Source organism: Janibacter sp. Soil728 (assembly GCF_001428305.1).
Taxonomy (GTDB): domain Bacteria; phylum Actinomycetota; class Actinomycetes; order Actinomycetales; family Dermatophilaceae; genus Janibacter.
Window position 1 is genome coordinate 123943 of record NZ_LMRZ01000007.1, and the last position, 22802, is coordinate 146744.

The window sequence follows — 22802 nt, forward strand, 5'->3', positions numbered from 1 at the left end:
GCGCTCGCGCACCTAGACTGGGCGATCGTGACCCCCGAAGAGCTTTCTGCAGCGATCCGTGCCGCCCTGACCGCCGCCGTCGAGGCCGGCGAGCTGACCGTCCAGGTGCCCACCGAGCTCAGGGTCGAGCGACCCAAGCAGAAGGGCCACGGCGACTGGACGAGCAATGTCTCCATGCAGCTGGCCAAGCCTGCGGGGATGAAGCCGCGCGACGTCGCCACGATCGTCGCTCAGCACCTCGGCGCTCATGAAGGCATCGCCGGCATCGAGATCGCCGGGCCCGGGTTCCTCAACATCACGCTCGACGCCGCGTCAGCCGGGGCGCTCGCGCGGGCGATCGCCGAGGCGGGTGCGGTCTACGGCCACAACGACGCGATGACCGGCCACGTGGTCAACCTCGAGTTCATCTCCGCCAACCCCACCGGGCCGCTGCACATCGGCCACACCCGCTGGGCAGCGCTCGGCGACTCGATGCGCCGCCTGCTCACCGCCTCCGGCGCCGAGGTCACCGCCGAGTACTACATCAACGACGCGGGCGCCCAGATGGACAACTTCGGCGCCTCCGTCCTGGCCCGCGCCAAGGGCGAGCCCACCCCCGAGGGCGGCTACCCGGGTCCCTACATCGACGACCTCGCGCAGACCGCCCTCGCCGCTCGCCCCGACCTGCTCGAGCTGCCGGACGCCGAGGCACTGGCCACCGCGCGGGAGCTCGGCTACGAGGCCCAGCTGGCCGACATCCGCTCCACGCTCGAGGACTTCGGCGTGTACTTCGACGTCTGGTTCTCCGAGAAGACCCTGCACGAAGGGGGCGCCGTCGAGTCCGCGATCACCCGCCTGCGCGAGCAGGGCCACGTCGACGACCGGGACGGCGCGGTCTGGTTGCGCACCACCGACTTCGGCGATGACAAGGACCGCGTCCTCATCCGGACCGATGGCGTGCCGACCTACTTCGCCGCCGACGCCGCGTACTACCTGAGCAAGAAGGACCGCGGCTTCCCGGAGAAGATCTACCTCCTGGGCGCCGACCACCACGGCTATGTCTCCCGTCTCAAGGCGATCGCGGCCTGCGCGGGAGATGACCCCAAGGCCAACATCGAGATCCGCATCGGCCAGCTGGTCAACCTCGACGGGGCCAAGCTGTCCAAGCGTGCGGGCAACATCATCGAGCTGCGTGACCTCGTCTCGTGGATCGGTACCGACGCCGTGCGCTACTCGCTGGCCCGCTACCCGGCGGACAGCCCGCTCAGCCTCGATGGTGAGGAGCTGCGCAAGCAGACCAACGACAACCCGGTCTTCTACGTGCAGTACGCCCACGCGCGCACCGCCAATGTCGCGAGGCTGGCCGCTGAGGACGGGGTCGTCCGCGAGGAGGGCTTCGACCCGGCGCTGCTGTCCGACCCGACCGAGGCACACCTGCTCGCCGCGCTCGGCGACTTCCCGCGGATCGTCGCGCACGCCGCCGAGCTGCGTGAGCCGCACCGCGTCGCCCGCTACCTCGAGGACCTCGCCGGCCACTTCCACAAGTGGTACGACACCTGCCGGGTGCGCCCGCGCTCCGACGAGGAGATCACGGACCTCCACCGCACCCGCCTGTGGCTCAACGACGCCACCCGCCAGGTGCTGGCCAACGGTCTCGACCTGCTCGGCGTCTCCGCGCCCGAGCGGATGTGAGCTGAGCATGGCGATCAACATGAGGGCCCACGAGGCCGGCATCCTCCACGCCGAGGGCTATGGCGCCGCGCCCCAGTGGCTGCCCTTCCCGACGGACGTCATGGAGCTGCTGCCGCAGCTGTGGCCGAGCAATGTCGCCCGTGACGCCTCGGGCGTCCTGAGCATCGCCGGCATACCGGTGACCGACATCGCCCGCGACTTCGGCACGGCCGCCTACGTCGTCGACGAGGACGACTTCCGTTCTCGCGCACGGGCCTTCCGCGACGACTTCACCGCTCCCTTCGCCGCAGTGGCCGGTGCCGACGTCTACTACGCCGGCAAGGCCTTCCTGTGCACCGCGGTCGCCCGCTGGATCATGGAGGAAGGGCTCAACCTCGACACCTGCAGCGGCGGCGAGCTCGCCGTGGCGCAACGCGTCGGTTTCCCCGCTGAGCGGGTCGCGTTGCACGGCAACAACAAGTCGGTCCCCGAGCTGCGTCAGGCACTCGAGTACGGCATCGGTCGCATCGTCGTCGACTCCTTCGACGAGATCGACCGGGTGGCCCGGCTGGCCAGCGAGCTCGGCGTCACGGCGCCCGTCATGGTCCGGGTCACCGTCGGCGTCGAGGCGCACACCCACGAGTTCATCGCGACCGCGCACGAGGACCAGAAGTTCGGCTTCTCCCTCGCCGGTGGGCAGGCTCGCGCGGCGATCGACGCCATCGTGGCGAAGGGGGAGTCCCTGCGCCTCCTCGGCCTGCACAGCCACATCGGCAGCCAGATCTTCGACACCTCCGGTTTCGAGATCGCGGCCCGCCGTCTCGTCGCCCTGCACACCGAGGTCGCCGACGAGCACGGCATCGCCATGCCGGAGATGGATCTCGGTGGTGGCTACGGCATCGCCTACACCTCGGAGCACGAGCCGCTCACCCCCGGCCAGCTCGGCACGCAGATGGCCGAGCTCGTCGACCGTGAGCTCAAGGAGTTCCGCGACGGGCACCCGCAGGCGACGCTGCCGCGCATCTCCATCGAGCCCGGCCGGGCGATCGCCGGCCCGAGCGCCTTCACCCTCTACGAGATCGGCACGGTCAAGGACGTCGAGGTCAGCTCCGGCGTCCGCTCCTATGTCAGCGTCGACGGCGGCATGAGCGACAACGTGCGCACCGCCCTCTACGGTGCCGACTACTCGTGCACCCTCGCGGGGCGTCGCTCCGACGCCGAGCCGCGTCTCGTGCGCGTCGTCGGGCGTCACTGCGAGAGTGGCGACATCGTCGTCATGGACGAGTACCTGCCCGGCGACATCGTCCCCGGCGACCTCATCGCGGTGCCCGGCACCGGGGCCTACTGCCGCAGTCTGTCCAACCAGTACAACCACACCCCACGTCCGCCGGTCCTGGCCGTCCGCGACGGGGTCGCGCGGGTCATCGTGCGTCGCGAGACGATCGAAGACCTGCTCGCCCTCGACGTGGACGAGCCCAGCCCGTCACAGGAGGTCCGATGACCACCGCTCCAGCCCAGCAGACCCCCCTTCGCGTCGCCCTGCTCGGTGGGGGTGTCGTCGGTGGCAGCGTCGCCCGACTGCTCACCTCCCAGGCCGATGACCTGGCCCAGCGCATCGGCCGGCCGCTCGAGATCGTCGGCGTGGCCGTGCGCCGTGAGGGCCGCGACCGCTCCGACCTGGGGCTCGACCCGTCGGTCTTCACCACCGACGCGGAGGAGCTGGTCACCCGCGCCGACATCGTCGTCGAGGTCATCGGCGGCATCGAGCCGGCCCGTGGCCTGATCCTGCGGGCGATGGAGCACGGCGCGTCGGTGGTCACGGCCAACAAGGCCCTGCTCGCCGAGGACGGGCCGACGCTCTACGAGGCTGCTGCCGAGCACGGCGTCGACCTCTACTACGAGGCCGCGGTCGCGGGTGCGATCCCGATCCTGCGCCCGATCCGCGACTCGCTCGCCGGTGACTCGATTCGGCGCGTCATCGGGATCGTCAACGGCACGACCAACTTCGTCCTCGACGCGATGGACACCACGGGGGCCGGCTTCGCCGAGACCGTCGAGCGCGCCCAGGCGCTGGGCTACGCCGAGGCCGACCCGACCGCGGACGTCGAAGGCTTCGATGCTGCCGCCAAGGCAGCCATCCTGTCCTCGCTGGCCTTCCACTCGCGCGTCTCCAGCGCCGACGTGCACCGCGAGGGCATCACCGAGGTGAGCGCCCGTGACATCGCTGCCGCGCAGGCGATGAGCTGCACGGTCAAGCTGCTCGCGATCTGCGAGCGGGTCGTGGGAGCCGACGGGCAGGAGGGCATCTCCGCCCGCGTGCACCCGGCGCTCATCCCGCTCAGCCACCCGCTGGCCTCCGTGCGCGGGGCCTACAACGCGGTCTTCGTCGAGGCCGAGGGCGCCGGCGACCTGATGTTCTACGGCCAGGGCGCCGGTGGCGACCCGACCGCCAGCGCGGTCCTGGGCGACCTCGTCGCCGTGGCCCGGGCCCGGGTCACGGGTGGCCGCGGGCCGGGGGAGAGCACCTATGCCGACCTGCCGGTCCTGCCGATGGGGCAGGCGATCACGCGCTACCACGTGAGCCTCGACGTCGCCGACCGCTCGGGTGTCCTCGCGTCGGTCGCCACGACCTTCGCCGACCACGACGTCTCCATCGAGACCGTCCGCCAGCAGGTCGTCACCGACGACGACGGCGGGTCCCGCGCGATGCTCATCATCGTCACCCACGCGGCCACCGATGCCGCACTCTCGGCGACCGTCAACGAGCTCGCCGAGCTCGACTCGGTCAACGAGGTCACCTCCGTCATGCGTGTTGAAGGGAACTGACATGGTCCACCAGTGGCGCGGCGTCATCACCGAGTACGCCGACCGGCTCCCGATGCTCGCGGGCGCACCCACGATCACCCTGCGCGAAGGGGGGACCCCCCTCATCCCCGCCGAGCACCTCAGCGAGCTCGTCGGCGCCCAGGTGCACGTGAAGTACGAGGGGCTCAACCCCACCGGATCCTTCAAGGACCGCGGGATGACGGCGGCCATGACGATGGCCGCGGGCAAGGGCGCCAAGGCCGTCATCTGCGCCTCGACCGGCAACACCTCCGCCTCCGCCGCGGCCTACGCGACCAAGGCCGGCATGACCTGTGCCGTCCTGGTGCCCGCGGGCAAGATCGCCATGGGCAAGCTCTCGCAGGCCATCGCGCACGGGGCGACGCTGCTGCAGGTCGACGGCAACTTCGACCACTGCCTCGACGTCGCGCGCAAGCTCGCCGAGGCCTACCCCGTCGAGCTGGTCAACTCGGTCAACCCGGCCCGGATCGAGGGGCAGAAGACGGCCTCCTTCGAGATCGTGGACGCGCTCGGCGACGCGCCTGACATCCACTGCCTGCCCGTCGGCAACGCCGGCAACATCACCGCCTACTGGCGCGGCTACCAGGAGTACGCGACCGAGACCGAGGGTGTGTCCGGCACGCTCGGGGCGGTCTCGACCCGGACCCCGCAGATGTGGGGCTTCCAGGCGGCCGGCTCTGCGCCGATCGTCCTGGGGCACCCCGTCGACGAGCCGGACACCATCGCGACCGCGATCCGCATCGGCAACCCCGCCTCGTGGCGGCAGGCCGAGCAGGCTCGCGACGACTCGGGCGGCCGCATCGAAGCCGTCACCGACGAGGAGATCCTCGACGCCCACCGGATCCTCTCCTCGCGGGAGGGCATCTTCGTCGAGCCGGCCTCGGCTGCCTCGGTCGCCGGTCTGCTCAAGGCCGCAGCTGCCGGTCAGGTGCCCAAGGACGCGACGATCGTCTGCACGGTGACCGGCCACGGTCTGAAGGACCCGCAGTGGGCGCTGAAGAACGCCGACGGCAGCGACATCGCCCCCGTGAGCGTGCCTGCGGAGGCCTACGCGATCGCCAGCGAGCTCGGTCTGCAGGACTGAGCGTGACCATCCCCGTCGGGACGACGGTCACCCTGCGGGTGCCCGCGTCCAGTGCCAACCTCGGTCCCGGGTTCGACTGTGTCGGACTGGCGCTCGGCGTCTGGGACGAGTGCACGGTCACCGTCACGCAGGAGCCGGGACTCGTCGTCGACGTCGCGGGCTCGGGCGCCGAGTCCGTCCCTCGCGACGAGAGCCACCTGGTGGTGCGCACGATGGCGACGACCTGGGAGCGGCTCGGGGTGACCGCTCCCGCGGGCCTGCACCTCAGCGCGACCAATGCTGTGCCGCACGGTCGCGGCATGGGCTCCTCGGCGACCGCGATCGTGGGCGGCGTCGCCGCGGCCCACGCGCTCGCCGTGCGCGGGGGAGTCCTCGCGGCCGAGGAGCTGGAGCTCACCACGATCAACTCGATCGCCAGCGCCCTGGAGGGCCACCCCGACAACGCGTCCGCCAGCGTCTTCGGTGGTGCGACGCTCTCGGTGACCGAGGCGGACCAGCCGCTGCCGCGGACCCGGACCGTCCCCCTTCGCCTCCACCCGCAGGTCGAGGCCGTCGTCCTCGTCCCGGAGACCACGCTGAGCACGCACACGGCCCGCTCGGTCCTCCCGGAGGTCGTGCCGCTGGCCACTGCCGCGGCCAACTCCGCGCGTACCGGGCTGCTCGTCCACGCGCTCACGAGCGAGCCGGGCCTGCTGCTCATGGCGACCACCGACCTGCTGCACCAGGAGGCGCGGCGGCCGAGCTATCCGCACAGCATGGAGCTCGTCGACGCACTGCGCGCCGACGGGATGGCCGCGACGATCTCGGGGGCCGGGCCGTCCGTCCTCGTGCTCACCACGGGTGATCGCGCCGAGCGCATCCGCGAGATCGCGGACGGGACCTCCACCGACTGGCAGGTGCTCGCCCCCGGCGTGCCCGAGCGCGGCGTCCACCTCGTCTGACCGCTCGTCCGCATTCCCCTATGGCAATGCAGGGTTGGGTGGACCGCTCGTCTGCATTGCCATAGGGCAATGCGGATTGGAGCGGGGGCGAAGGGGGCGGGGTGGCTCGCGTGAGATGGCCGTGTCGTGTGTGTGGCCGGGGCGACGTGCAGTGATACATTGAAGACGCTCCAGTGAGCCCGGTGCATCGACGAACCAGTCGAGTGGCACGTGAGGGCAGGAGCTTCCCCCACGTGAGCGTCTCGCTCGTCACGGGTGCGACGCACGGTCGTGGGGTACTCACCAGAATTCCCGCTCTTGACGGGACTCATCAGGCTTGCCCATGTGACAGGCCCTACGAGGGAAAGGGTCCTTCGTGACCGACACCACCACTGGCGACACCGCTGCCGCAACCGCGGATCAGCCTCGCCGATCCGGCGCGCTCAGCGCCATGCGCCTCGCCCAGCTCCAGCAGCTCGCCTCGAGCATGGGGATCACCGGCACCGCCAAGATGCGCAAGAGCGACCTCGTTACCGCCATCCGGGCGAAGCAGTCGGGCTCGTCTGCTCCCGCGCAGGCCGCTCCCGCGAAGGCTGCTCCCGCGCAGGCCGCTCCCGTGCAGGCCGCGCCCGCCAAGGACGCGAGCAAGGCCCCGGCTGAGAAGCCTGCCGACCAGCCCGTGCAGTCCGCTGCTGCGGATCAGGGCGCTGGCAAGGCGACCGACAAGGCTGCTGGCAAGGGCAACGACAAGGGCGCCGACCAGGCGACCGACAAGGGCGCCGAGCGTCTCGAGCGCACCGAGGGCGATGCCCAGACCGGTGGCCGCGAGTCGTCGCGTCGCGAGCGTGGCGAGGACCGCGACGGTCGCAACGGTGACCGCAACCGCAACCAGAGCGGCAATGACCGCAACCAGGGCGGTCGCAATGACGACTCCCAGGGTGGCAACCGCAACCAGGGCGGCAATGACCGCAACCAGGGCGGTCGCAACGACGACTCCCAGGGTGGCAACCGCAACCAGGGCGGTCGCAACGACGACTCCCAGGGTGGCAACCGCAACCAGGGCGGCAACGACCGCAGCCAGGGCGGGCGCAACGACGACTCCCAGGGTGGCAACCGCAACCAGGGCGGTCGCAACAACGACCGCACCCAGGGTGGCAACGACCGCAGCCAGGGCGGTCGTAACGACGACTCCCAGGGTGGCAACCGCACCCAGGGTGGCAACCGCAACCAGGGCGGCAACGACCGCAACCAGAGTGGCGGCAACGACCAGTACGGCGACGACGAGCGGGGCGGCCGTCGCAGCCGCAACCGCAATCGCAACCGCAACCGCGACAAGCGTCGTGGTGGCGGCCAGCAGTTCGACGACAACGAGCCGCAGATCCACGAGGACGACGTGCTCGTGCCCGTGGCCGGCATCCTCGACGTCCTCGACAACTACGCCTTCGTGCGCACCTCCGGCTACCTGCCCGGGTCGACCGACGTCTACGTGCCCCTCGGCATGGTCAAGCGCCACGGCCTGCGCAAGGGTGACGCCGTCACCGGTCAGGTCAAGGGCGCTCGCGAGGGCGAGGAGCCGCAGCAGCAGGCCATCAACAGCAAGGGCCAGCGCGGCAAGTTCAACCTGCTGGCCACGCTGGAGACCGTCAACGGGATGTCGGCGGAGGACGCCAAGCGTCGGGTCGAGTTCGGCAAGCTGACTCCGCTCTACCCGCAGGACCGCCTGCGTCTCGAGACCGAGTCCAACATCCTGACCACGCGCATGATCGACCTGGTCGCCCCCATCGGCAAGGGCCAGCGTGGCCTGATCGTCGCTCCGGCCAAGGCCGGCAAGACGATGGTCATGCAGTCCCTCGCCAACGCGATCTCGACCAACAACCCTGAGTGCCACCTCATGGTCGTCCTCGTCGACGAGCGTCCCGAGGAGGTCACCGACATGCAGCGCGCGGTCAAGGGTGAGGTCATCGCCTCGACCTTCGACCGTCCGGCCGAGGACCACACCACGGTCGCCGAGCTGGCCATCGAGCGTGCCAAGCGCCTCGTCGAGATGGGCCACGACGTCGTCGTGCTGCTCGACTCGATCACCAAGCTCGGTCGCGCCTACAACCTCGCCGCACCGGCGAGCGGGCGCATCCTGTCCGGTGGTGTCGACTCCGCGGCGCTGTACCCGCCGAAGAAGTTCTTCGGTGCCGCCCGCAACATCGAGAACGGTGGCTCGCTCACCATCCTCGCCACGGCGCTCGTCGAGACCGGCTCGCGCATGGACGAGGTGATCTTCGAGGAGTTCAAGGGCACCGGCAACATGGAGCTCAAGCTCGACCGTGGCCTGGCCAACCGCCGGATCTTCCCGGCGGTCGACGTCAACGCCTCCGGTACTCGTCGCGAGGAGATCCTCCTCGCGCCCGAGGAGCTGCGGATCATGTGGAAGCTGCGTCGCGTCCTCGCTGCGCTCGACACCCAGCAGGGTGTGGAGCTGCTCCTGGACCGTCTGCGCAAGACCAAGACGAACTACGAGTTCCTCTCGCAGGTCGCAGCGACCAGCTCGATCAAGCTCGGCGACGAGGACGAGACCGCCTGACGGTTCTCGCCCCAGTCACGACGAAGGGGGTCGATCCGCACCACGGTGCGGATCGACCCCCTTCGTCATGCCCGCTCACCCAAGGCCGAGGCAGGTCACGTCGTGCACGAAATTCTGGATCCAGGTGCATGACGTGACCTGCCTCGGGTTGTCGATGGGCGCCCTCACGACGGCGCCTGCGCCATCGCTCGTCAGCACCCCGCGACGGGTCGGACTGCGATGACGAAGGGGGACACATAGGGTCACGGGACAGGGACGTCGACACAGGGGAGTGGCATGGCTCAGGGGACTGTCGTGGTCGCGGACGACGACGCGGACATCAGGGATCTCGTGACCTTCAAGCTCGGCAGCGCCGGCTACACGGTCGTGCCCGCAGCCGATGGCGACGAGGCGCTGCGACTGATCACCGAGCACCGCCCTGACCTGGCGGTCCTCGACGTGATGATGCCCGGGCAGTCCGGGCTCGACGTGCTGCGCAGCATCCGTGCCGACGAGGCGCTCGCCGGTACGCGGGTCATCCTGCTGACCGCGCGCGCCCGCGACGTCGACGTCGACGCCGGCTTCAGCACGGGGGCCGACGACTACCTCACCAAGCCCTTCAGCCCCCGCGAGCTGGTCCACCGGGTCACCACCCTGATCGGACGCGGCTGACCACGTGGGCGAGGTCGTCGTCCAGCCCTGGCTCCTGCGGTTGAGCCTGTGGATCATGCTCGCAACCTTCGTCGCGCTCGCGGCCACCATCGCCCTGGCCCGCGTGACCCGCAGGCGTCGTGAGCGAGCTGTCGCGAGGCGCGTCGGTCCGTTGCGCGCAGACGTGCTCGCTCTCGTCTCGGGCGAGGACGACGGCGACTCCGGCACCCGACTCGGTGCGCTGAAGGGGGCGTCGGTCGACCTCGTCGCCCCCGTCCTCATCGGCTATCTCAGCAAGATCCGTGGGGCACCGGCCGAGCGGATCGTCGATGTCCTCGTCGCCCACGGCCTCGTCCGTCGGGCCCGAGCGGGTGTCACCTCCTGGTCCGGGACCCGTCGGGCCCGATCGGTCTGGACCCTGGGGGTCATGCACGTCGAGGAGGCCGTCGCCGATGTGGTCCCGCGGCTGCAGGACCGTGACCGCGCGGTGGCCGTGACGACCGCGCGCTCGCTCGGCATGCTCGGCGACGCGGCCGCCGCAGAGGCACTGCTGGCCGCTGTCGCGCCCGGCCGTCGAGGGCGGGGTGAGCTGCCCGTCTGGGTGGTCGTCGAAGCACTCGTCGGCCTGGGATCGCCGGCCGCGGACACGATCGGTCGTGCGCTGGTCGACGACGACGCCTCCACCCGGGCCGTTGCCGCGATGAGCATCGGACGCGCTCAACACCTGTCGCAGAGGTCGCGCCTGCGCGATCTCGTCACGCACGAGGAGGACCCCACCGTGCTCGCAGCGCTCGCCGAGGCCCTCGGCGGGCTCGGAGATCCCGCAGACACCGTCACACTCACCGAGCTCACCGCCCACGCCCACCCGCGCTCGGTCCGACTGGCTGCGGTCCGGGCCCTCGGTGACCTGGCGGACTCACGGGCGATCACCGCGTTGGGCGTCCTGCTCGCCGACACCGACCCGCGGGTGGGGGAGCTGTCCGCCGACGTCCTCGTCGGTCTGGGGCCGGCGGGCCTGTCCGAGGTGCAGTCCCACGTCGCTGGTGACGGCGACGCCGCGGCTGCCGCCGACTACGGACTGGCCATGCACTCCCTTCGCCAGTCGGCAGGGAGGACAGGCTGATGGACGACGTGCTCGAATCGGCGACCCCCGCGGTCGAGGCGATCTTCTCCGGCATCGCGCTCCCGGTCCTCGTCTACTTCCTCGTCATCAACTCCTCCTACCTCGTCCTCGTCGTCGCGGCGGCCCTGGAGTTTCGCCGCTCGACCCGGCAGCTTCCCTTCGCCGGAAGGGAGGAGCTGCTCGGGTCCGGCATGGTGCCCAGCGTCAGCGTCGTCACCGCGATGTTCAACGAGGAGGCGGGGATCAAGGTCGCGACGCAGGCGATGCTCGCGCTGCACTACCCACGCCACGAGGTGATCGTCGTCGACGACGGGAGCACCGACGGGGGCTTCGAGGTGCTGCGCGAGGCCTTCGACCTCGTCGAGGTCCCGCGACGGATGCCCGCTGACCTGCCGGTGCGCGAGCCCGCGTCGTCCATCCACGTGCCGCGCAACGGCCGCACCCGGCTCACGGTCATCCGCAAGCCCAACTCCGGCCGCTCGGACTCGCTCAACGTCGGGGTCAACTTCGCCACCCAGGACCTCGTCGTCTTCGTCGACTCCGACTCGGTGCTCGACCCCGACGCCCTGCTCGCCATCGTCCGGCCTTTCGCCGAGGACCCCGTCCGGGTGGTCGCGGGAGGCGGCGTCATCCGGGCGATCAACGGTTGCGTCGTGCGCGGCGGGCGGGTGAACGAGGTGCGCATGTCGCGCAACTGGCTGGCCCGCATCCAGGTCGTCGAATACCTGCGCGCCTTCCACCTCGGCCGTGCCGGCTGGTCCCGGCTGAAGTCGCTCATCCTCATCAGCGGTGCCTTCGGCATCTTCCGTCGCGACGTGCTCGTCGAGGTGGGCGGTCTGGACCCGAGCAGCATCGGCGAGGACTTCGAGCTCGTGCTGCGGGTGCACAAGCACATGCGTCGCGAGCGGCGCGACTACCGCGTGCAGTTCGTCTCCGAGCCGATCTGCTGGACCGAGGTCCCCGAGACGGCCACGGTGCTGCGCAAGCAGCGGCGGCGCTGGCATCGCGGTCTGTGGGAGACCCTGTGGGCCTACCGCTCGATGTTCCTCAACCCGCGCTACGGCAAGGTCGGCATGATCGCGATCCCGTACTACTGGCTCTTCGAGCTCCTCGCACCGCTGCTCGAGCTCTTCGGTCTCGTGCTCGTCGTCCTCGGCACCGTGCTCGGGGTCGTCGACGTCGGCTACTTCATGCTCTTCATGGCTGTCGCCTACGGCTACGCGATCCTCGTGACGCTCGCCGCGATGACCGTGGAGGAGCTCAGCTTCCACAAGTACCCGCGCTGGCGCGACCTGCTCAGCACGCTCGCGGCGGCCGTGGTGGAAAACATCGGGTACCGCCAGGCGACCGCCGTCTGGCGCCTTGAGGGATGGGCGCAGAGCCTCACCGGCCGCAAGCAGGAGTGGGGCACGATGACCCGCACCGGATTCGACACCAGCCAGGAGCAGGGTCCATGAGTCCTCGCAACACCGTCGCCCGCGTGCTCGAGCGGCTGGTCGTCGTGCTGTCGTCGATCATCCTCGTCATGTCGGTCATGTCCGTCGTCTCGATGGTCACCGTGCAGCGGGAGGTGCGTCAGACGACCCGCACGATCAGCCCGCTCAACGAGCAGAGCGGCAAGATGCGCGTGACGATCGCGACCGCCCAGGGGAGCTACCGCGCCTACCTGCTCACCGGCGAGGACACCTTCCGCGACTCGTACGCCGCCTCGCGGACCGACTTCCGCAGGAGTGAGGACCGGCTGCTGGCCAGGACCGCTGCGGCGGACATGGACGCGAGCCGGGCCAACGCCTTCATCGACGCGTCCGAGGAGTGGTTCCGGCTCGCGGACACGTCCATGGCAGCACGCGGCAGCACCTCCTTGGGCGGGACCGGCGCAGCCTTCCTCGAGGTCGAGCGGGAGCACGAGGCGCTCGCCGCGGAGATCGCTGACGTGCGACAGACCTGGCGGGACAGGTACAACCTCTACATGAACGGCGCGATCGCGCTCATGGGGCTGGCCACCCTCATCGCCATCTTCGTCACCGTCTCGCAGGCGCGGCGCGCGCTCGACCGACTGGCCCGGCCCCTGCAGGCCCTCCACCGGGTCGTCTCCCGCCACGATTCGGGGACCGCGCCGGCCCGCGCCGACGTCCACGAGGGGGCCGAGGAGGTCGTCGCCCTCGCCGACGCCTTCAACTCGCTCGCCGAGTCCAATGCCTCGATGCAGCGTGAGCGCGAGCGCGGTCTCGACCTCTATCGCCTCACCGGGAGCGTGCCGAGTCTGCTCACCGCTCGTGACGGGGGGTGGGACCGTGCCTGCGAGGTCGTCGGGCTGGGGCTGCGGGCCGACGCGACGTCGATCTACCGACTCAACGACGAGGAGTCGGTCAACCTCATGGGCTCGTGGCACACGTCGGGCGACGAGTTCCCGGCCGTGCTCCAGGACGTGCGGATCCCCGGGGTGGCGCAGATGCTCGCCGACACCCCCAGCCTGAGGGCCGGCAGCACTGCCGAGGTGTTGAGGACCTTCCCCCCGGACCTGGCTCGCGTCGGGCAGGAGCAGTCCCTCCAGGGGTGGGCGCTGCACCCGCTGTGCTTCGGCGACGAGGCCGTCGGCGTGCTCTCCGTCGCGACGCTGGAGCCGCACGAGTTCGACGAGGCGGAGCTGCAGGCCATGGAGCGTGTGGCCGAGTACGCGGCACACACGCTCGTCGAGCAGCGCTATGTCACCTCGCTGGAGGAGCTCGATCAGCAGAAGTCCGACTTCGCGGCCACGACGAGCCACGAGCTGCGCACCCCGCTCACCTCCATCGCCGGGTACCTCGAGCTGCTCACCGACGGGGACTTCGGCGAGCTCTCGTCCGAGCAGGTCCGCGCGTTGGACGTCGTTGCCCGCAATGTCGACCGGCTGCGCTCGCTCATCGACGACCTGTTGCTGCTCAACCGGCTCGACAGCGGGCAGGCGGACACCGCCCGCACCTTGCACGACGTGCGCAGCGGTCCGGCGCGGGTCGTCGAGCAGCTCTCGCCGATGGCGCGCACTGCGCAGGTCCGGCTGGAGCTGGAGCAGGACGACGAGCCGATCCTCGTCCGGGGCGACGCGGTGCAGCTCGAGCGGGCGGTCGGCAACCTGGCGAGCAATGCGTTGAAGTTCACCCCGGCCGGCGGCAGCGTGCGGCTGAGCACGACGCGTGTGGGCGGCGAGGTGCGCATCACGTGTGTCGACACCGGCATGGGGATCCCCGCGCAGGACCGGGAGCGCCTCTTCACCCGCTTCTTCAGGGCCTCCAACGCGCAGGCCGGTCACGTCCCGGGGACCGGTCTGGGGCTGGTCATCGTGCGCACGATCGCCGAGGCGCACGGTGGGCAGGTCGAGCTGGAGAGCGCCGAGGGCGAGGGCACCACCGTGACGGTCACCCTGCCGGTGTGCGGCTGACCCCGGGCGAAGGGGGAGGGGGAGGGGAGCAGCCCACCCAAAGGCCGAGGCAGGTCACGTCATGCACGAAATTCTGGATCTAGGTGCATGACGTGACCTGCCTCGGGTTGTCGGTGGGCGCCCTCAGCCCTCAGCCCTCATCCCTCGTCGGGCTCGGCCGGGCGCTCCAGCCGCAACCGCATCTCGGGGAAGGTCGAGACGACGAAGCCGAAGTTGTCGTAGATGTCGCGCCCGGCCTCGGTGGCGTTGAGGGTGATGACCTCGACCCCGGTCTCCTCCTCGAACCACCCGAGCAGTGCCTCCAGGACCGCATGGGTGAAGCCCAGCCGCCGGTGGCGGGGGAAGGTCGCGATGTTGGTGACGAGGCCGCCGCCACTGGCGCGGGTCGGGGAGGGCATCAGGTCGAGGACCTGACCGATCGCGCAGGAGACGACGGTGCCGTTGGCCTCGGCGACGACGACGTGGACGCGCTCGTCGCCGAGGTGCTGCTGCAGCCAGCGCGAGGCGTCCTGCTGCCAGCCGATGTCGGAGATCGCCTCGGCCGAGGCATCCATGGCCTCGAACATCAGCGCCCGCAGCGCGATGATGGTCGCGATGTCACCGGGCACGGCCGGGCGGATCACGGAGCCCTCGACCGGGCCGGGCGTGGGCTCCCTGCCCTGGTCGCGGGGGGTGCGGCGGGGCAGGCGGCGAGGACGTGGTGCCATGGGCCCATCCTGCCGCAGCCCAGGTCGGGCAGCGGGGGAACAACCACCCCCGGTCGCGTGTTTGGACCCGTGTGCCACGTCTGGCACAATCCATAGGCGGTCCGGTTCACGGCATGCGGCACAGAGTCCGCAGTTGTCGGCCCACAGTGGCACAACGCCGACCCGGACGACACAGACCCAAGGAGCACCACGTGAAGAAGGACATCCACCCCACGTACGAGACGACCACGGTCACGTGCACCTGCGGCAGCACCTTCACCACCCGCAGCACCAAGTCGGATCACACGATCAAGGCTGAGGTGTGCAGCCAGTGCCACCCGTTCTACACGGGCAAGCAGAAGATCATGGACACCGGTGGTCGCGTGGCCCGCTTCCAGAAGCGCTACGGCAACAAGACCGAAGCCAAGTAGTTCTTCCGATGCGCCGGTCAGCCCCTCGAGGGCTGACCGGCGCATCTGTGTTTCCACCCGCAGTTTCCACCCGCACTGTCCACCCGCAGGTCATCACCCGCCGTCCCATGCCCCGGAGGTCCCCGTGCTCGAGTCCGTCGAGAGCCTGCTCGCCGAGCACGCCCAGCTGGAGACCTCCCTGGCCGACCCCGCCGTCATCGGGGACCCGGACCGGCTGCGTCGGACCAACCGCCGCTACTCCGAGCTGACCCCGGTGGTCACCGCCCAGCGCGAGCTCGACGAGGCGAGCGGTGACCTCGCGGCGGCCCGTGAGCTGGCCGCCGAGGACGCCGCCTTCGCCGAGGAGGTCGCGCAGCTCGAGCAGACCGTGAGCGACCTCGAGGACCGGATCCGTCGGCTGCTCATCCCGCGCGATCCCGATGACGACCTCGACGTGATCCTCGAGATCAAGGCGGGCGAAGGGGGAGAGGAGTCGGCTCTCTTCGCCGGTGACCTGCTGCGCATGTACCTGCGGCACGCGGAGAAGCGCGGCTGGAAGACCCAGCTGCTCGACTCCACCGAGTCCGACCTGGGTGGGTACAAGGACGTCCGGGTGGCCGTCTCCGCCAAGGGCGCCATGGAGCCGGGCAGCGCCCCGTGGGCCCGCCTGAAGTACGAGGGGGGAGTCCACCGCGTCCAGCGCGTCCCCGTCACCGAGAGCCAGGGCCGCATCCACACCTCCGCCGCCGGGGTGTGGGTCATGCCTGATGTCGAAGACACCACCGAGGTCGTCCTCGACGCCAACGACCTGAAGATCGACGTCTACCGTTCCTCGGGCCCCGGCGGCCAGTCGGTCAACACCACCGACTCCGCGGTGCGCATCACCCACCTGCCGACGGGCACGGTCGTCTCCTGCCAGAACGAGAAGTCCCAGCTGCAGAACAAGGAGTCGGCGATGCGCGTGCTGCGCGCCCGTCTGCACCAGATGGCGATGGACGAAGCCGCCGCGGAGGCCAAGGAGGCGCGCTCCTCGCAGGTGCGCACGGTCGACCGCTCCGAGCGGATCCGTACCTACAACTTCCCTGAGAACCGGATCAGCGACCACCGCACCGGCTTCAAGGCCCACCACCTCGACTCCGTCCTCGACGGTGACATGGACGCCATCATCGACTCCGCGGTGCAGGCCGACGAGGAGGCCCGGCTCACGGCTCTCGCCGGAGGTGGGGAGTGACCTCCCTTCGCTCGCAGGTCGATGCGGCCACCGCCACGCTGGACGAAGGGGGAGTCCCCACCCCTCGCATCGATGCCGTCCTCCTCGCAGCCCACACGCTGGGCTGCGACCGCGGTGAGGTGGAGCGGCAGATGATCCTCGCCACGGAGCCCGACGAGGGCTTCGCCGACCGGTTCACCGCTCTCGTGCGGGAGCGCGCCGCTCGGGTGCCGCTGCAGCACCTGACCGGCACCGCCCCCTTCCGCCGGTTGGAGCTGCACGTCGGGCCGGGCGTCTTCGTCCCCCGTCCGGAGACCGAGCAGGCCGTCGACCACGTGCTGGCCGCCCTCGTGGGCATCGAGGCGCCGCTGGTCGTCGACCTGTGCACCGGGTCCGGTGCGCTCGCGCTCGCCGTGGCCGACGAGGCGGTGGCCGCCAAGGTGACCGCGGTCGAGCTCAGCGACCTCGCGCTGGCCTGGGCCGCGCGCAACATCGAGACGACGGGGCTGCCCGTCACTCTCGTCGCGGCCGATGCCACGACTGACCCGGCCACCGTGCCGGAGCTCGACGATCTCGTCGGGCTGGTCGACGTCGTCGTGAGCAACCCGCCCTACGTCCCCGTCGGGATGGTGCCTCTCGATCCTGAGGTGGCCGAGCACGACCCCGAGATCGCCCTGTACGGCGGCAGCGATGACGGCTTGCGCATCCCGCTGGCGGTCGCCGCGGCTGCGGCCCGGCTGCTGCGTCCCGGTGGGCTGCTCGTCATGGAGCACGCGGACAGCCAGGGCCAGAGCCTGCCGCGGGCGCTGGCCGCGAGCGGTGACTGGGTCGATGTCGCCGACCATGCCGACCTCACCGGTCGGCCGCGGACGACGACGGCCACCCGCGCCTGAGCCCGGACGACGCAGGGGCCCGGACGACGCAGGGGCCCGGCCGAGTCGGCCGAGCCCCTACGACGTACGAATGAATCTCAGAGGATGAAGATGAGCAGGGCGATGATCAGCAACACACCGACGATCGTCCAGATGAGACTGGAACCACGCATGACGTCCTCCTTCTCGAGATGACGATGATGTCGTCGGGGCCAACGTACCCAAGCGGAGGCGCCGTATGCGTGGAAAAGAGCCGGGCGATGTGGGCGTGCTCTCGCCGTACCTCGCATCCGTGGCGCGACGGTGCTGCCGCAGCGGTCCCGGTCGCGGATTAGGGTGGACACCATGAGCCCTGTCGTCGATGCGACCACCACCGACCGCGCAGCCGGCGTCGCCGCCACCGTGGATGCGGTCCGGCGTGGTGAGGTCGTCGTCATCCCCACGGACACCGTCTACGGCATCGGGGCCGACGCCTTCGACGCGTCCGCGGTCGCCGACGTCCTGGCCGCCAAGGGGAGGGGCCGCGACATGCCGCCCCCCGTCCTCGTCCCGGATGCGCGCACCCTCGACGGACTGGCCCGCGCCGTGCCCGACTGGGCTCGCCGCCTCGTCGACGAGCTGTGGCCAGGCCCGCTGACCCTCGTGCTCCTGGCCCAGCCCTCGCTCCACTGGGACCTCGGAGAGACGGCCGGCACCGTCGCGCTGCGCATGCCCGACGACGACATCGCGCTCGAGGTGCTGCGCGAGACCGGTCCGATGGCCGTCACGAGCGCCAACCGCACCGGTGAGCCCGCCGCGACGTCCATCACCGACGCTGCCGTCCAGCTCGGCCCCGTCGTGAGCGTCTACCTCGACGGTGGACCGCGCACCTCGCAGGAGCCGTCGACGATCGTCGACTGCACGGGGGAGACCCCGGTCGTCCTGCGCGAGGGCGCCATCGGGCGCGAGCGCCTCGAGGAGATCCTCGGCGTGGGCTTCGACGAGACCACCACGGCCGCCGATGCGCAGCAGTGGGAGGATCTCCCTTCGAGCAGTGACATGCCGGACGACCCGTCCACCGACCCCACCCCCGACACGGAGGCCCCGCGATGACCGACGACACCTTCTACGGCTCTGACTTCGGCGCCCTGCGCGCATTCGACCCGGAGATCGCGGGTGTGCTCACCAGCGAGCTCGACCGCATCCGCGGCGGGCTGCAGCTCATCGCGAGCGAGAACATCTCCTCGCCGGAGGTCCTGACCTCCCTCGGTTCGACGCTGAGCAACAAGTACGCCGAGGGCTACCCGGGCCGCCGCTACTACGGGGGATGCTCCGAGGTCGACAAGGCCGAGATCCTGGCGATCGAGCGGGCCAAGAGCCTCCTGGACGCCGAGCACGCCAATGTGCAGGCGCACTCCGGTGCCAGCGCCAACCAGGCCGTCTACGGCGCCTTCCTCAAGCCGGGCGAGAAGATCCTGGCGATGTCCCTGCCGCACGGCGGCCACCTGACCCACGGCACCAAGGTCTCCTTCTCCGGCAAGTGGTTCGACGCCGTGCACTACGGCGTCAATCCCGAGACCGAGGACGTCGACTACGACGAGATGGAGCGCCTGGCCAAGGAGCACCGTCCCAAGGTCATCTGCTCGGGCGGCTCGGCGATCCCGCGCCTGATCGACTTCGAGCGCATCCGCGCGATCTGCGACGAGGTCGGCGCGATCATGTGGGTCGACGCGGCGCACTTCATCGGTCTCGTGGCCGGCAAGGCGATCCCGAGCCCCGTCCCGCACGCCGATGTCGTCACCTTCACCACCCACAAGGTGCTGCGCGGCCCCCGCTCCGGTGCTCTCGTCTGCAAGGAAGAGCACGCCAAGGCGCTCGACAAGGCGATCTTCCCGATGATGCAGGGCGGCCCGCAGATGCACACCATCGCGGCCAAGGCGGTCAACTTTAAGGAGTGCGCGACCCCCGAGTACCAGCAGTACGCGAAGGACGTCATCGCCAACTCCAAGGTGCTGGCGCAGGAGCTGCTCACCCGGGGCATCCGTCCGACGACCGGCGGTACCGACACCCACCTGGCGCTGCTGGACCTCCAGGGCGTGGGCGTCACCGGTGTCGACGCCGAGGCACGCTGCGACGCGGCCGGCATCACTCTCAACAAGAACGCCATCCCGAACGACCCGCAGAAGCCGTCGATCGCCTCGGGCATCCGCGTGGGTACCCCGTGCGTCACGACGCAGGGCATGGGCACCGACGAGATGGTCAAGATCGCCGAGCTCATCCACACCGCCGTGACGACGGGTGACGCAGACCCGGACCACGAGGTGTCGCGTGAGGTGCGCGCACAGGTGACCGACCTGGTCACCCGCTTCCCCGCCTACCCCCGCTGATCCTGCTCGGGGCAGGGGGAGGGGCGCTGTGAGGGAGTACGTCTTCGTCTTCCTCGTCGCGCTCGTGACGACCTATCTGCTCGTCCCGCTCGTGCGGACGGTGGCGATCCGCGTGGGCGCCTTCACCGAGGTGCGCGAGCGGGACGTCCACGTCGTGCCCATGCCACGGCTGGGCGGCGTGGCCATGTTCCTCGGCTATGCCGCTGCCACCCTGGTCGCTTGGCGGATGCCCTTCCTGCGGCAGGTCTTCGACTCGGGCGAGCTCATCGGGATCCTCATCGGTGCGGGCGTCGTCTGCCTCGTCGGGGCCATCGATGACATCCGCGAGCTCGATGCCCTGACCAAGTTGGGCGGGCAGATCGTCGCGGCGGCCGCCATCGCCTTCGGCGGGGTGCAGTTCTTCTCCCTGCCTCTCGGGGTGGTCACCGTGCTGCCGGCGCCGATCCTCGTGCTGCTGACCGTCTTCGTCGTCGTGCTGTGCATCAACGCGGTGAACTTCATCGACGGCCTCGACGGTCTGGCCGCCGGGCTCGTGGCCATCGCGGCGGTCGCCTTCTTCATCTACAGCTACGTCATCTCGGCCAGCTATGCGCCGCCCAATGTCTTCTCGTCGGCGACCTTCGTCTCTGCCGCTCTGGCCGGGGTCTGCCTGGGCTTCCTGCCGCACAACGTCTTCCCGACCAAGCTCTTCATGGGGGACTCCGGGGCGCTGACCCTCGGACTGCTGCTCGCCGCTGCGACGATCCTCAATGTCGGGCAGATCAACCCCACCCAGGTGAGCCGCAACCAGGTCGCGGCGACGATCCTGCCGCTGCTCGTCCCGATCTCGATCATGATGCTGCCGTTGCTCGACGTCGTGTGGGCCGTGGTGCGGCGGACCGCTCGTGGCCAGCGCCCCTGGCAGGCGGACAGGCAGCACCTGCACCACCGGATGCTCAAGATCGGCCACGGCCACCGGCGCGCTGTCATGTTGCTGTGGCTGTGGGGTTTCGTCATGGCCATGGGGTCGGTGAGCTTCGTCGTGCTGCCGCCGTGGGTGGCCGGCATCGGGGCAGCGGTCATGCTCGCCGTGGCGGCGGCCCTGACGACCTGGCTGCCCCGGTTCTCCGCTCCCGGCCACCGACCCAAGAAGTACGACCGGCTGGGCCAGCGCGTCGACAGGTGAGGGGTCTCGCGGCTCCTTCGTCGCACCTCGACCAGCGTGAGGGGAGCGGATTGGTGGCCCTCCCGGCGCTTGTGTAAACTTTCACAAGCGCCCCGCGGACATCTCGTCCGCACCCAGAGCACCCGTGCTCCCGTCCCGAAGTGAGCCGATGTCGACGACCTCCCGCCGCAGCCCCGTGCAGGGCATGCGCCGAGGTGTCCTCGTTGCCGGAGTCGTCGGGACCGCGTTGCTGACCATCGCCGGAGCCATCGCGAAGGGGGCCGACGGCGCCCTCAGCGCGCTGGCCGGGTCGCTGCTCGCCTTCGTCGTCATGCTCCTGGGCGTCATCGCCATCTCGCTCGTCGTCGCCGGTGACCCCGGTGCCTCCATGGCCGGTGCCGGACTGGTCTTCATGGGCCAGATCATCGTCCTCATCGCGGCCATCGCGATGTTGAGCCAGATGGGCTGGCTCGACGGGCCGGTCGCGGCCGCCGCCACGGTGGTCGAGGTCGTGCTCCTGCAGGTCGGCCAGCTGGTCGGCTATGTCCGTGCCCGCCACGAGGTCTACCCAGCGGGCGGTCACGCATGAGCGCGCACGCACGACGGGCACGCACGGAGGCACCGCGTCTGGTGACCAAGGCCTCGGCGACGCCGGAGCAGACCGCCGCGAAGTCCGAGCGGTACACCGGCGATCCGACCCTGCCCAGCCCGACGGCCCGTGCAGACGCGATGGGTTCGACGGTTCTCGCCTATCTCATCACCGGACCGGTCGTCTTCGGCGGTCTCGGTCTGCTGGCCGACCGCTGGCTCGAGGTGACCGGTCTGGTCGCGCTGGGGATCATCATCGGGATGGCCCTGTCGCTCTACATCATCTGGCTCCGCTACGGTACGTCCCAGGCACCCCTGACTGTTGACACCCGCAAGGGGCCGACGACGGCTGCCCAGCCACACAACGAGGAGATTCAGTGACCCTGTCTGCGCTTGCTGCCACGCTGCCGGCTTCCGGCGGTGGCGAGAGCTACCAGCCCCCGACGCCTGCGATCTTCTGGCAGCCGCTCTTCGAGGTCGGTCCCATCACGGTGACCAACCAGATGGCCTGGGCCGCGATCATCACCGGTGTCCTGTCGCTCGTCCTCATCATGCTGAGCAAGAACGCCTCGGTCGTTCCCAGCAAGGGCCAGTGGCTTCTCGAGGGTGTCTACAACTTCCCCCGCAACTCGGTGGCCCGCGACATGATCGGGACCAAGGAGTTCAAGAAGTACGTGCCCCTGCTGGTCACGCTCTTCCTGATGGTCCTCTTCTACAACCTCGCGGGTTCCTTCTTCCTGACGATGAACCCCGTCACCGGCAAGGTCGGCTTCCCGATCGCCCTGACGCTCGTGGTCTATGTCGTCTACCACTGGGTCAGCATCCAGAAGATGGGCCTCGGCGGGTACTTCAAGCACATGATCCCGCCGGGCCTGCCCGGGTGGATCGTGCCCTTCGTCTTCCTGCTCGAGCTGATCACCTACTTCATCACCCGCCCGCTGACCCTGGCGCTGCGACTCTTCGGCAACATGTTTGCCGGCCACATGGTGATCTACCTCTTCGTCACGGGAGCCTTCTACTTCCTGCTCCACGGTGACGGCATCCTCTTGCAGGCGCTGTCCGTGCCGACCTTCATCATGGCCGGCGTGATGGTTCTGTTCGAGATCCTGGTGCAGTTCCTGCAGGCCTTCGTCTTCACGCTCCTTGCGGCCAGCTACATCGCCGCCGCAGTCTCCGACGATCACTGACGTCGCAACCAGACCTACAACTTCATAGCCCCCAAGAACTTCTCCGCGGGACCAAACCCGCGGTGGATCACAGATACACGAAAGAGGAATTCATC

At 70.0% G+C, this 22802-nt stretch carries 20 protein-coding genes; 19 read left to right on the forward strand and 1 reads right to left on the reverse strand.

Annotation, left to right across the window (positions count from 1 at the left end; all coding sequences use genetic code 11):
• The first annotated feature begins 27 nt into the window (after nucleotides 1–27).
• The 10 genes from argS (at nucleotide 28) to ASG73_RS16570 (ending at nucleotide 14244) form a co-directional block, all read left to right on the forward strand.
• Nucleotides 28–1671: an arginine--tRNA ligase gene (gene argS, locus ASG73_RS16525; RefSeq protein ID WP_055997956.1), complete on the forward strand. Its 1644-nt coding sequence runs from the start codon at nucleotides 28–30 to the stop codon at nucleotides 1669–1671.
• Between the two features lie 19 nt (nucleotides 1672–1690).
• Entirely contained in the window at nucleotides 1691–3151 is a 1461-nt protein-coding gene (gene lysA, locus ASG73_RS16530; protein ID WP_055998070.1) for a diaminopimelate decarboxylase, read from the forward strand.
• A complete protein-coding gene (locus tag ASG73_RS16535) occupies nucleotides 3148–4476 on the forward strand; it encodes a homoserine dehydrogenase (RefSeq protein WP_055997959.1) in 1329 nt (442 codons plus the stop codon). Before lysA ends, ASG73_RS16535 begins: the two co-directional genes overlap by 4 nt.
• A 1-nt stretch (nucleotide 4477) precedes the next feature.
• On the forward strand, nucleotides 4478–5578 hold the full coding sequence (gene thrC, locus ASG73_RS16540) for a threonine synthase (RefSeq protein WP_055997962.1): 1101 nt from the start codon (nucleotides 4478–4480) through the stop codon (nucleotides 5576–5578).
• A gap of 2 nt (nucleotides 5579–5580) precedes the next feature.
• Nucleotides 5581–6519 (forward strand): homoserine kinase, encoded by a 939-nt coding sequence (gene thrB / locus ASG73_RS16545; RefSeq protein WP_055997965.1) that lies wholly within the window; start codon nucleotides 5581–5583, stop codon nucleotides 6517–6519.
• Nucleotides 6520–6874: 355 nt separating this feature from the next.
• Nucleotides 6875–9073, forward strand: a complete 2199-nt coding sequence (gene rho, locus ASG73_RS16550) for a transcription termination factor Rho (RefSeq protein WP_055997968.1) — start codon at nucleotides 6875–6877, stop codon at nucleotides 9071–9073.
• Nucleotides 9074–9349: 276 nt separating this feature from the next.
• On the forward strand, nucleotides 9350–9724 hold the full coding sequence (locus tag ASG73_RS16555; RefSeq protein WP_055997971.1) for a response regulator transcription factor: 375 nt from the start codon (nucleotides 9350–9352) through the stop codon (nucleotides 9722–9724).
• A 4-nt stretch (nucleotides 9725–9728) separates the two neighbouring features.
• Nucleotides 9729–10826: a HEAT repeat domain-containing protein gene (locus tag ASG73_RS16560; protein ID WP_055997974.1), complete on the forward strand. Its 1098-nt coding sequence runs from the start codon at nucleotides 9729–9731 to the stop codon at nucleotides 10824–10826.
• The gene (locus ASG73_RS16565) at nucleotides 10826–12283 is read left to right on the forward strand and encodes a glycosyltransferase family 2 protein (RefSeq protein ID WP_055997976.1); all 1458 of its coding nucleotides are present in this window, start codon (nucleotides 10826–10828) and stop codon (nucleotides 12281–12283) included. The genes ASG73_RS16560 and ASG73_RS16565 overlap by 1 nt, the downstream gene beginning before the upstream one ends.
• On the forward strand, nucleotides 12280–14244 hold the full coding sequence (locus ASG73_RS16570; RefSeq protein WP_055997979.1) for an ATP-binding protein: 1965 nt from the start codon (nucleotides 12280–12282) through the stop codon (nucleotides 14242–14244). The genes ASG73_RS16565 and ASG73_RS16570 overlap by 4 nt, the downstream gene beginning before the upstream one ends.
• A gap of 137 nt (nucleotides 14245–14381) precedes the next feature.
• On the opposite strand, the gene ASG73_RS16575 is transcribed toward ASG73_RS16570, so the two are convergent.
• Nucleotides 14382–14951: a GNAT family N-acetyltransferase gene (locus ASG73_RS16575; RefSeq protein ID WP_055997982.1), complete on the reverse strand. Its 570-nt coding sequence runs from the start codon at nucleotides 14949–14951 to the stop codon at nucleotides 14382–14384.
• 191 nt (nucleotides 14952–15142) lie between these two features.
• Here ASG73_RS16575 and rpmE point away from each other — a divergent pair, with 191 nt between their 5' ends.
• From rpmE to atpB, 9 genes are all read left to right on the forward strand, one after another.
• Nucleotides 15143–15361, forward strand: coding sequence for a 50S ribosomal protein L31 (gene rpmE / locus ASG73_RS16580; RefSeq protein WP_055997985.1), 219 nt, complete (start codon nucleotides 15143–15145; stop codon nucleotides 15359–15361).
• A gap of 124 nt (nucleotides 15362–15485) precedes the next feature.
• Nucleotides 15486–16571, forward strand: coding sequence for a peptide chain release factor 1 (gene prfA / locus ASG73_RS16585; protein WP_055997987.1), 1086 nt, complete (start codon nucleotides 15486–15488; stop codon nucleotides 16569–16571).
• A complete protein-coding gene (gene prmC, locus ASG73_RS16590) occupies nucleotides 16568–17443 on the forward strand; it encodes a peptide chain release factor N(5)-glutamine methyltransferase (protein WP_055997990.1) in 876 nt (291 codons plus the stop codon). The genes prfA and prmC overlap by 4 nt, the downstream gene beginning before the upstream one ends.
• A gap of 324 nt (nucleotides 17444–17767) precedes the next feature.
• Nucleotides 17768–18514, forward strand: coding sequence for an L-threonylcarbamoyladenylate synthase (locus ASG73_RS16595; RefSeq protein WP_055997993.1), 747 nt, complete (start codon nucleotides 17768–17770; stop codon nucleotides 18512–18514).
• Nucleotides 18511–19788: a serine hydroxymethyltransferase gene (gene glyA / locus ASG73_RS16600; protein WP_055997996.1), complete on the forward strand. Its 1278-nt coding sequence runs from the start codon at nucleotides 18511–18513 to the stop codon at nucleotides 19786–19788. Before ASG73_RS16595 ends, glyA begins: the two co-directional genes overlap by 4 nt.
• Before the next feature lie 28 nt (nucleotides 19789–19816).
• Entirely contained in the window at nucleotides 19817–20953 is a 1137-nt protein-coding gene (locus tag ASG73_RS16605) for an MraY family glycosyltransferase (protein WP_055997999.1), read from the forward strand.
• A gap of 148 nt (nucleotides 20954–21101) precedes the next feature.
• Nucleotides 21102–21521: a hypothetical protein gene (locus ASG73_RS16610; RefSeq protein WP_055998003.1), complete on the forward strand. Its 420-nt coding sequence runs from the start codon at nucleotides 21102–21104 to the stop codon at nucleotides 21519–21521.
• Complete coding sequence (locus ASG73_RS16615) at nucleotides 21518–21901, forward strand: AtpZ/AtpI family protein (protein WP_055998006.1); 384 nt, start codon at nucleotides 21518–21520, stop codon at nucleotides 21899–21901. The genes ASG73_RS16610 and ASG73_RS16615 overlap by 4 nt, the downstream gene beginning before the upstream one ends.
• A complete protein-coding gene (gene atpB, locus ASG73_RS16620; RefSeq protein WP_055998009.1) occupies nucleotides 21898–22707 on the forward strand; it encodes a F0F1 ATP synthase subunit A in 810 nt (269 codons plus the stop codon). Before ASG73_RS16615 ends, atpB begins: the two co-directional genes overlap by 4 nt.
• Nucleotides 22708–22802 lie beyond the last annotated feature (95 nt).

Bases quoted from the DNA above. Each gene is read 5' to 3' on its own strand.
- lysA (WP_055998070.1), top strand. From the start codon at position 1,691: ATGAGGGCCCACGAGGCCGGCATCCTCCACGCCGAGGGCTATGGCGCC.
- ASG73_RS16535 (WP_055997959.1), top strand. From the start codon at position 3,148: ATGACCACCGCTCCAGCCCAGCAGACCCCCCTTCGCGTCGCCCTGCTC.
- thrC (WP_055997962.1), top strand. From the start codon at position 4,478: ATGGTCCACCAGTGGCGCGGCGTCATCACCGAGTACGCCGACCGGCTC.
- ASG73_RS16555 (WP_055997971.1), top strand. From the start codon at position 9,350: ATGGCTCAGGGGACTGTCGTGGTCGCGGACGACGACGCGGACATCAGG.
- ASG73_RS16565 (WP_055997976.1), top strand. From the start codon at position 10,826: ATGGACGACGTGCTCGAATCGGCGACCCCCGCGGTCGAGGCGATCTTC.
- ASG73_RS16570 (WP_055997979.1), top strand. From the start codon at position 12,280: ATGAGTCCTCGCAACACCGTCGCCCGCGTGCTCGAGCGGCTGGTCGTC.
- ASG73_RS16575 (WP_055997982.1), bottom strand. From the start codon at position 14,951: ATGGCACCACGTCCTCGCCGCCTGCCCCGCCGCACCCCCCGCGACCAG.
- ASG73_RS16595 (WP_055997993.1), top strand. From the start codon at position 17,768: ATGAGCCCTGTCGTCGATGCGACCACCACCGACCGCGCAGCCGGCGTC.
- glyA (WP_055997996.1), top strand. From the start codon at position 18,511: ATGACCGACGACACCTTCTACGGCTCTGACTTCGGCGCCCTGCGCGCA.
- ASG73_RS16610 (WP_055998003.1), top strand. From the start codon at position 21,102: ATGTCGACGACCTCCCGCCGCAGCCCCGTGCAGGGCATGCGCCGAGGT.
- ASG73_RS16615 (WP_055998006.1), top strand. From the start codon at position 21,518: ATGAGCGCGCACGCACGACGGGCACGCACGGAGGCACCGCGTCTGGTG.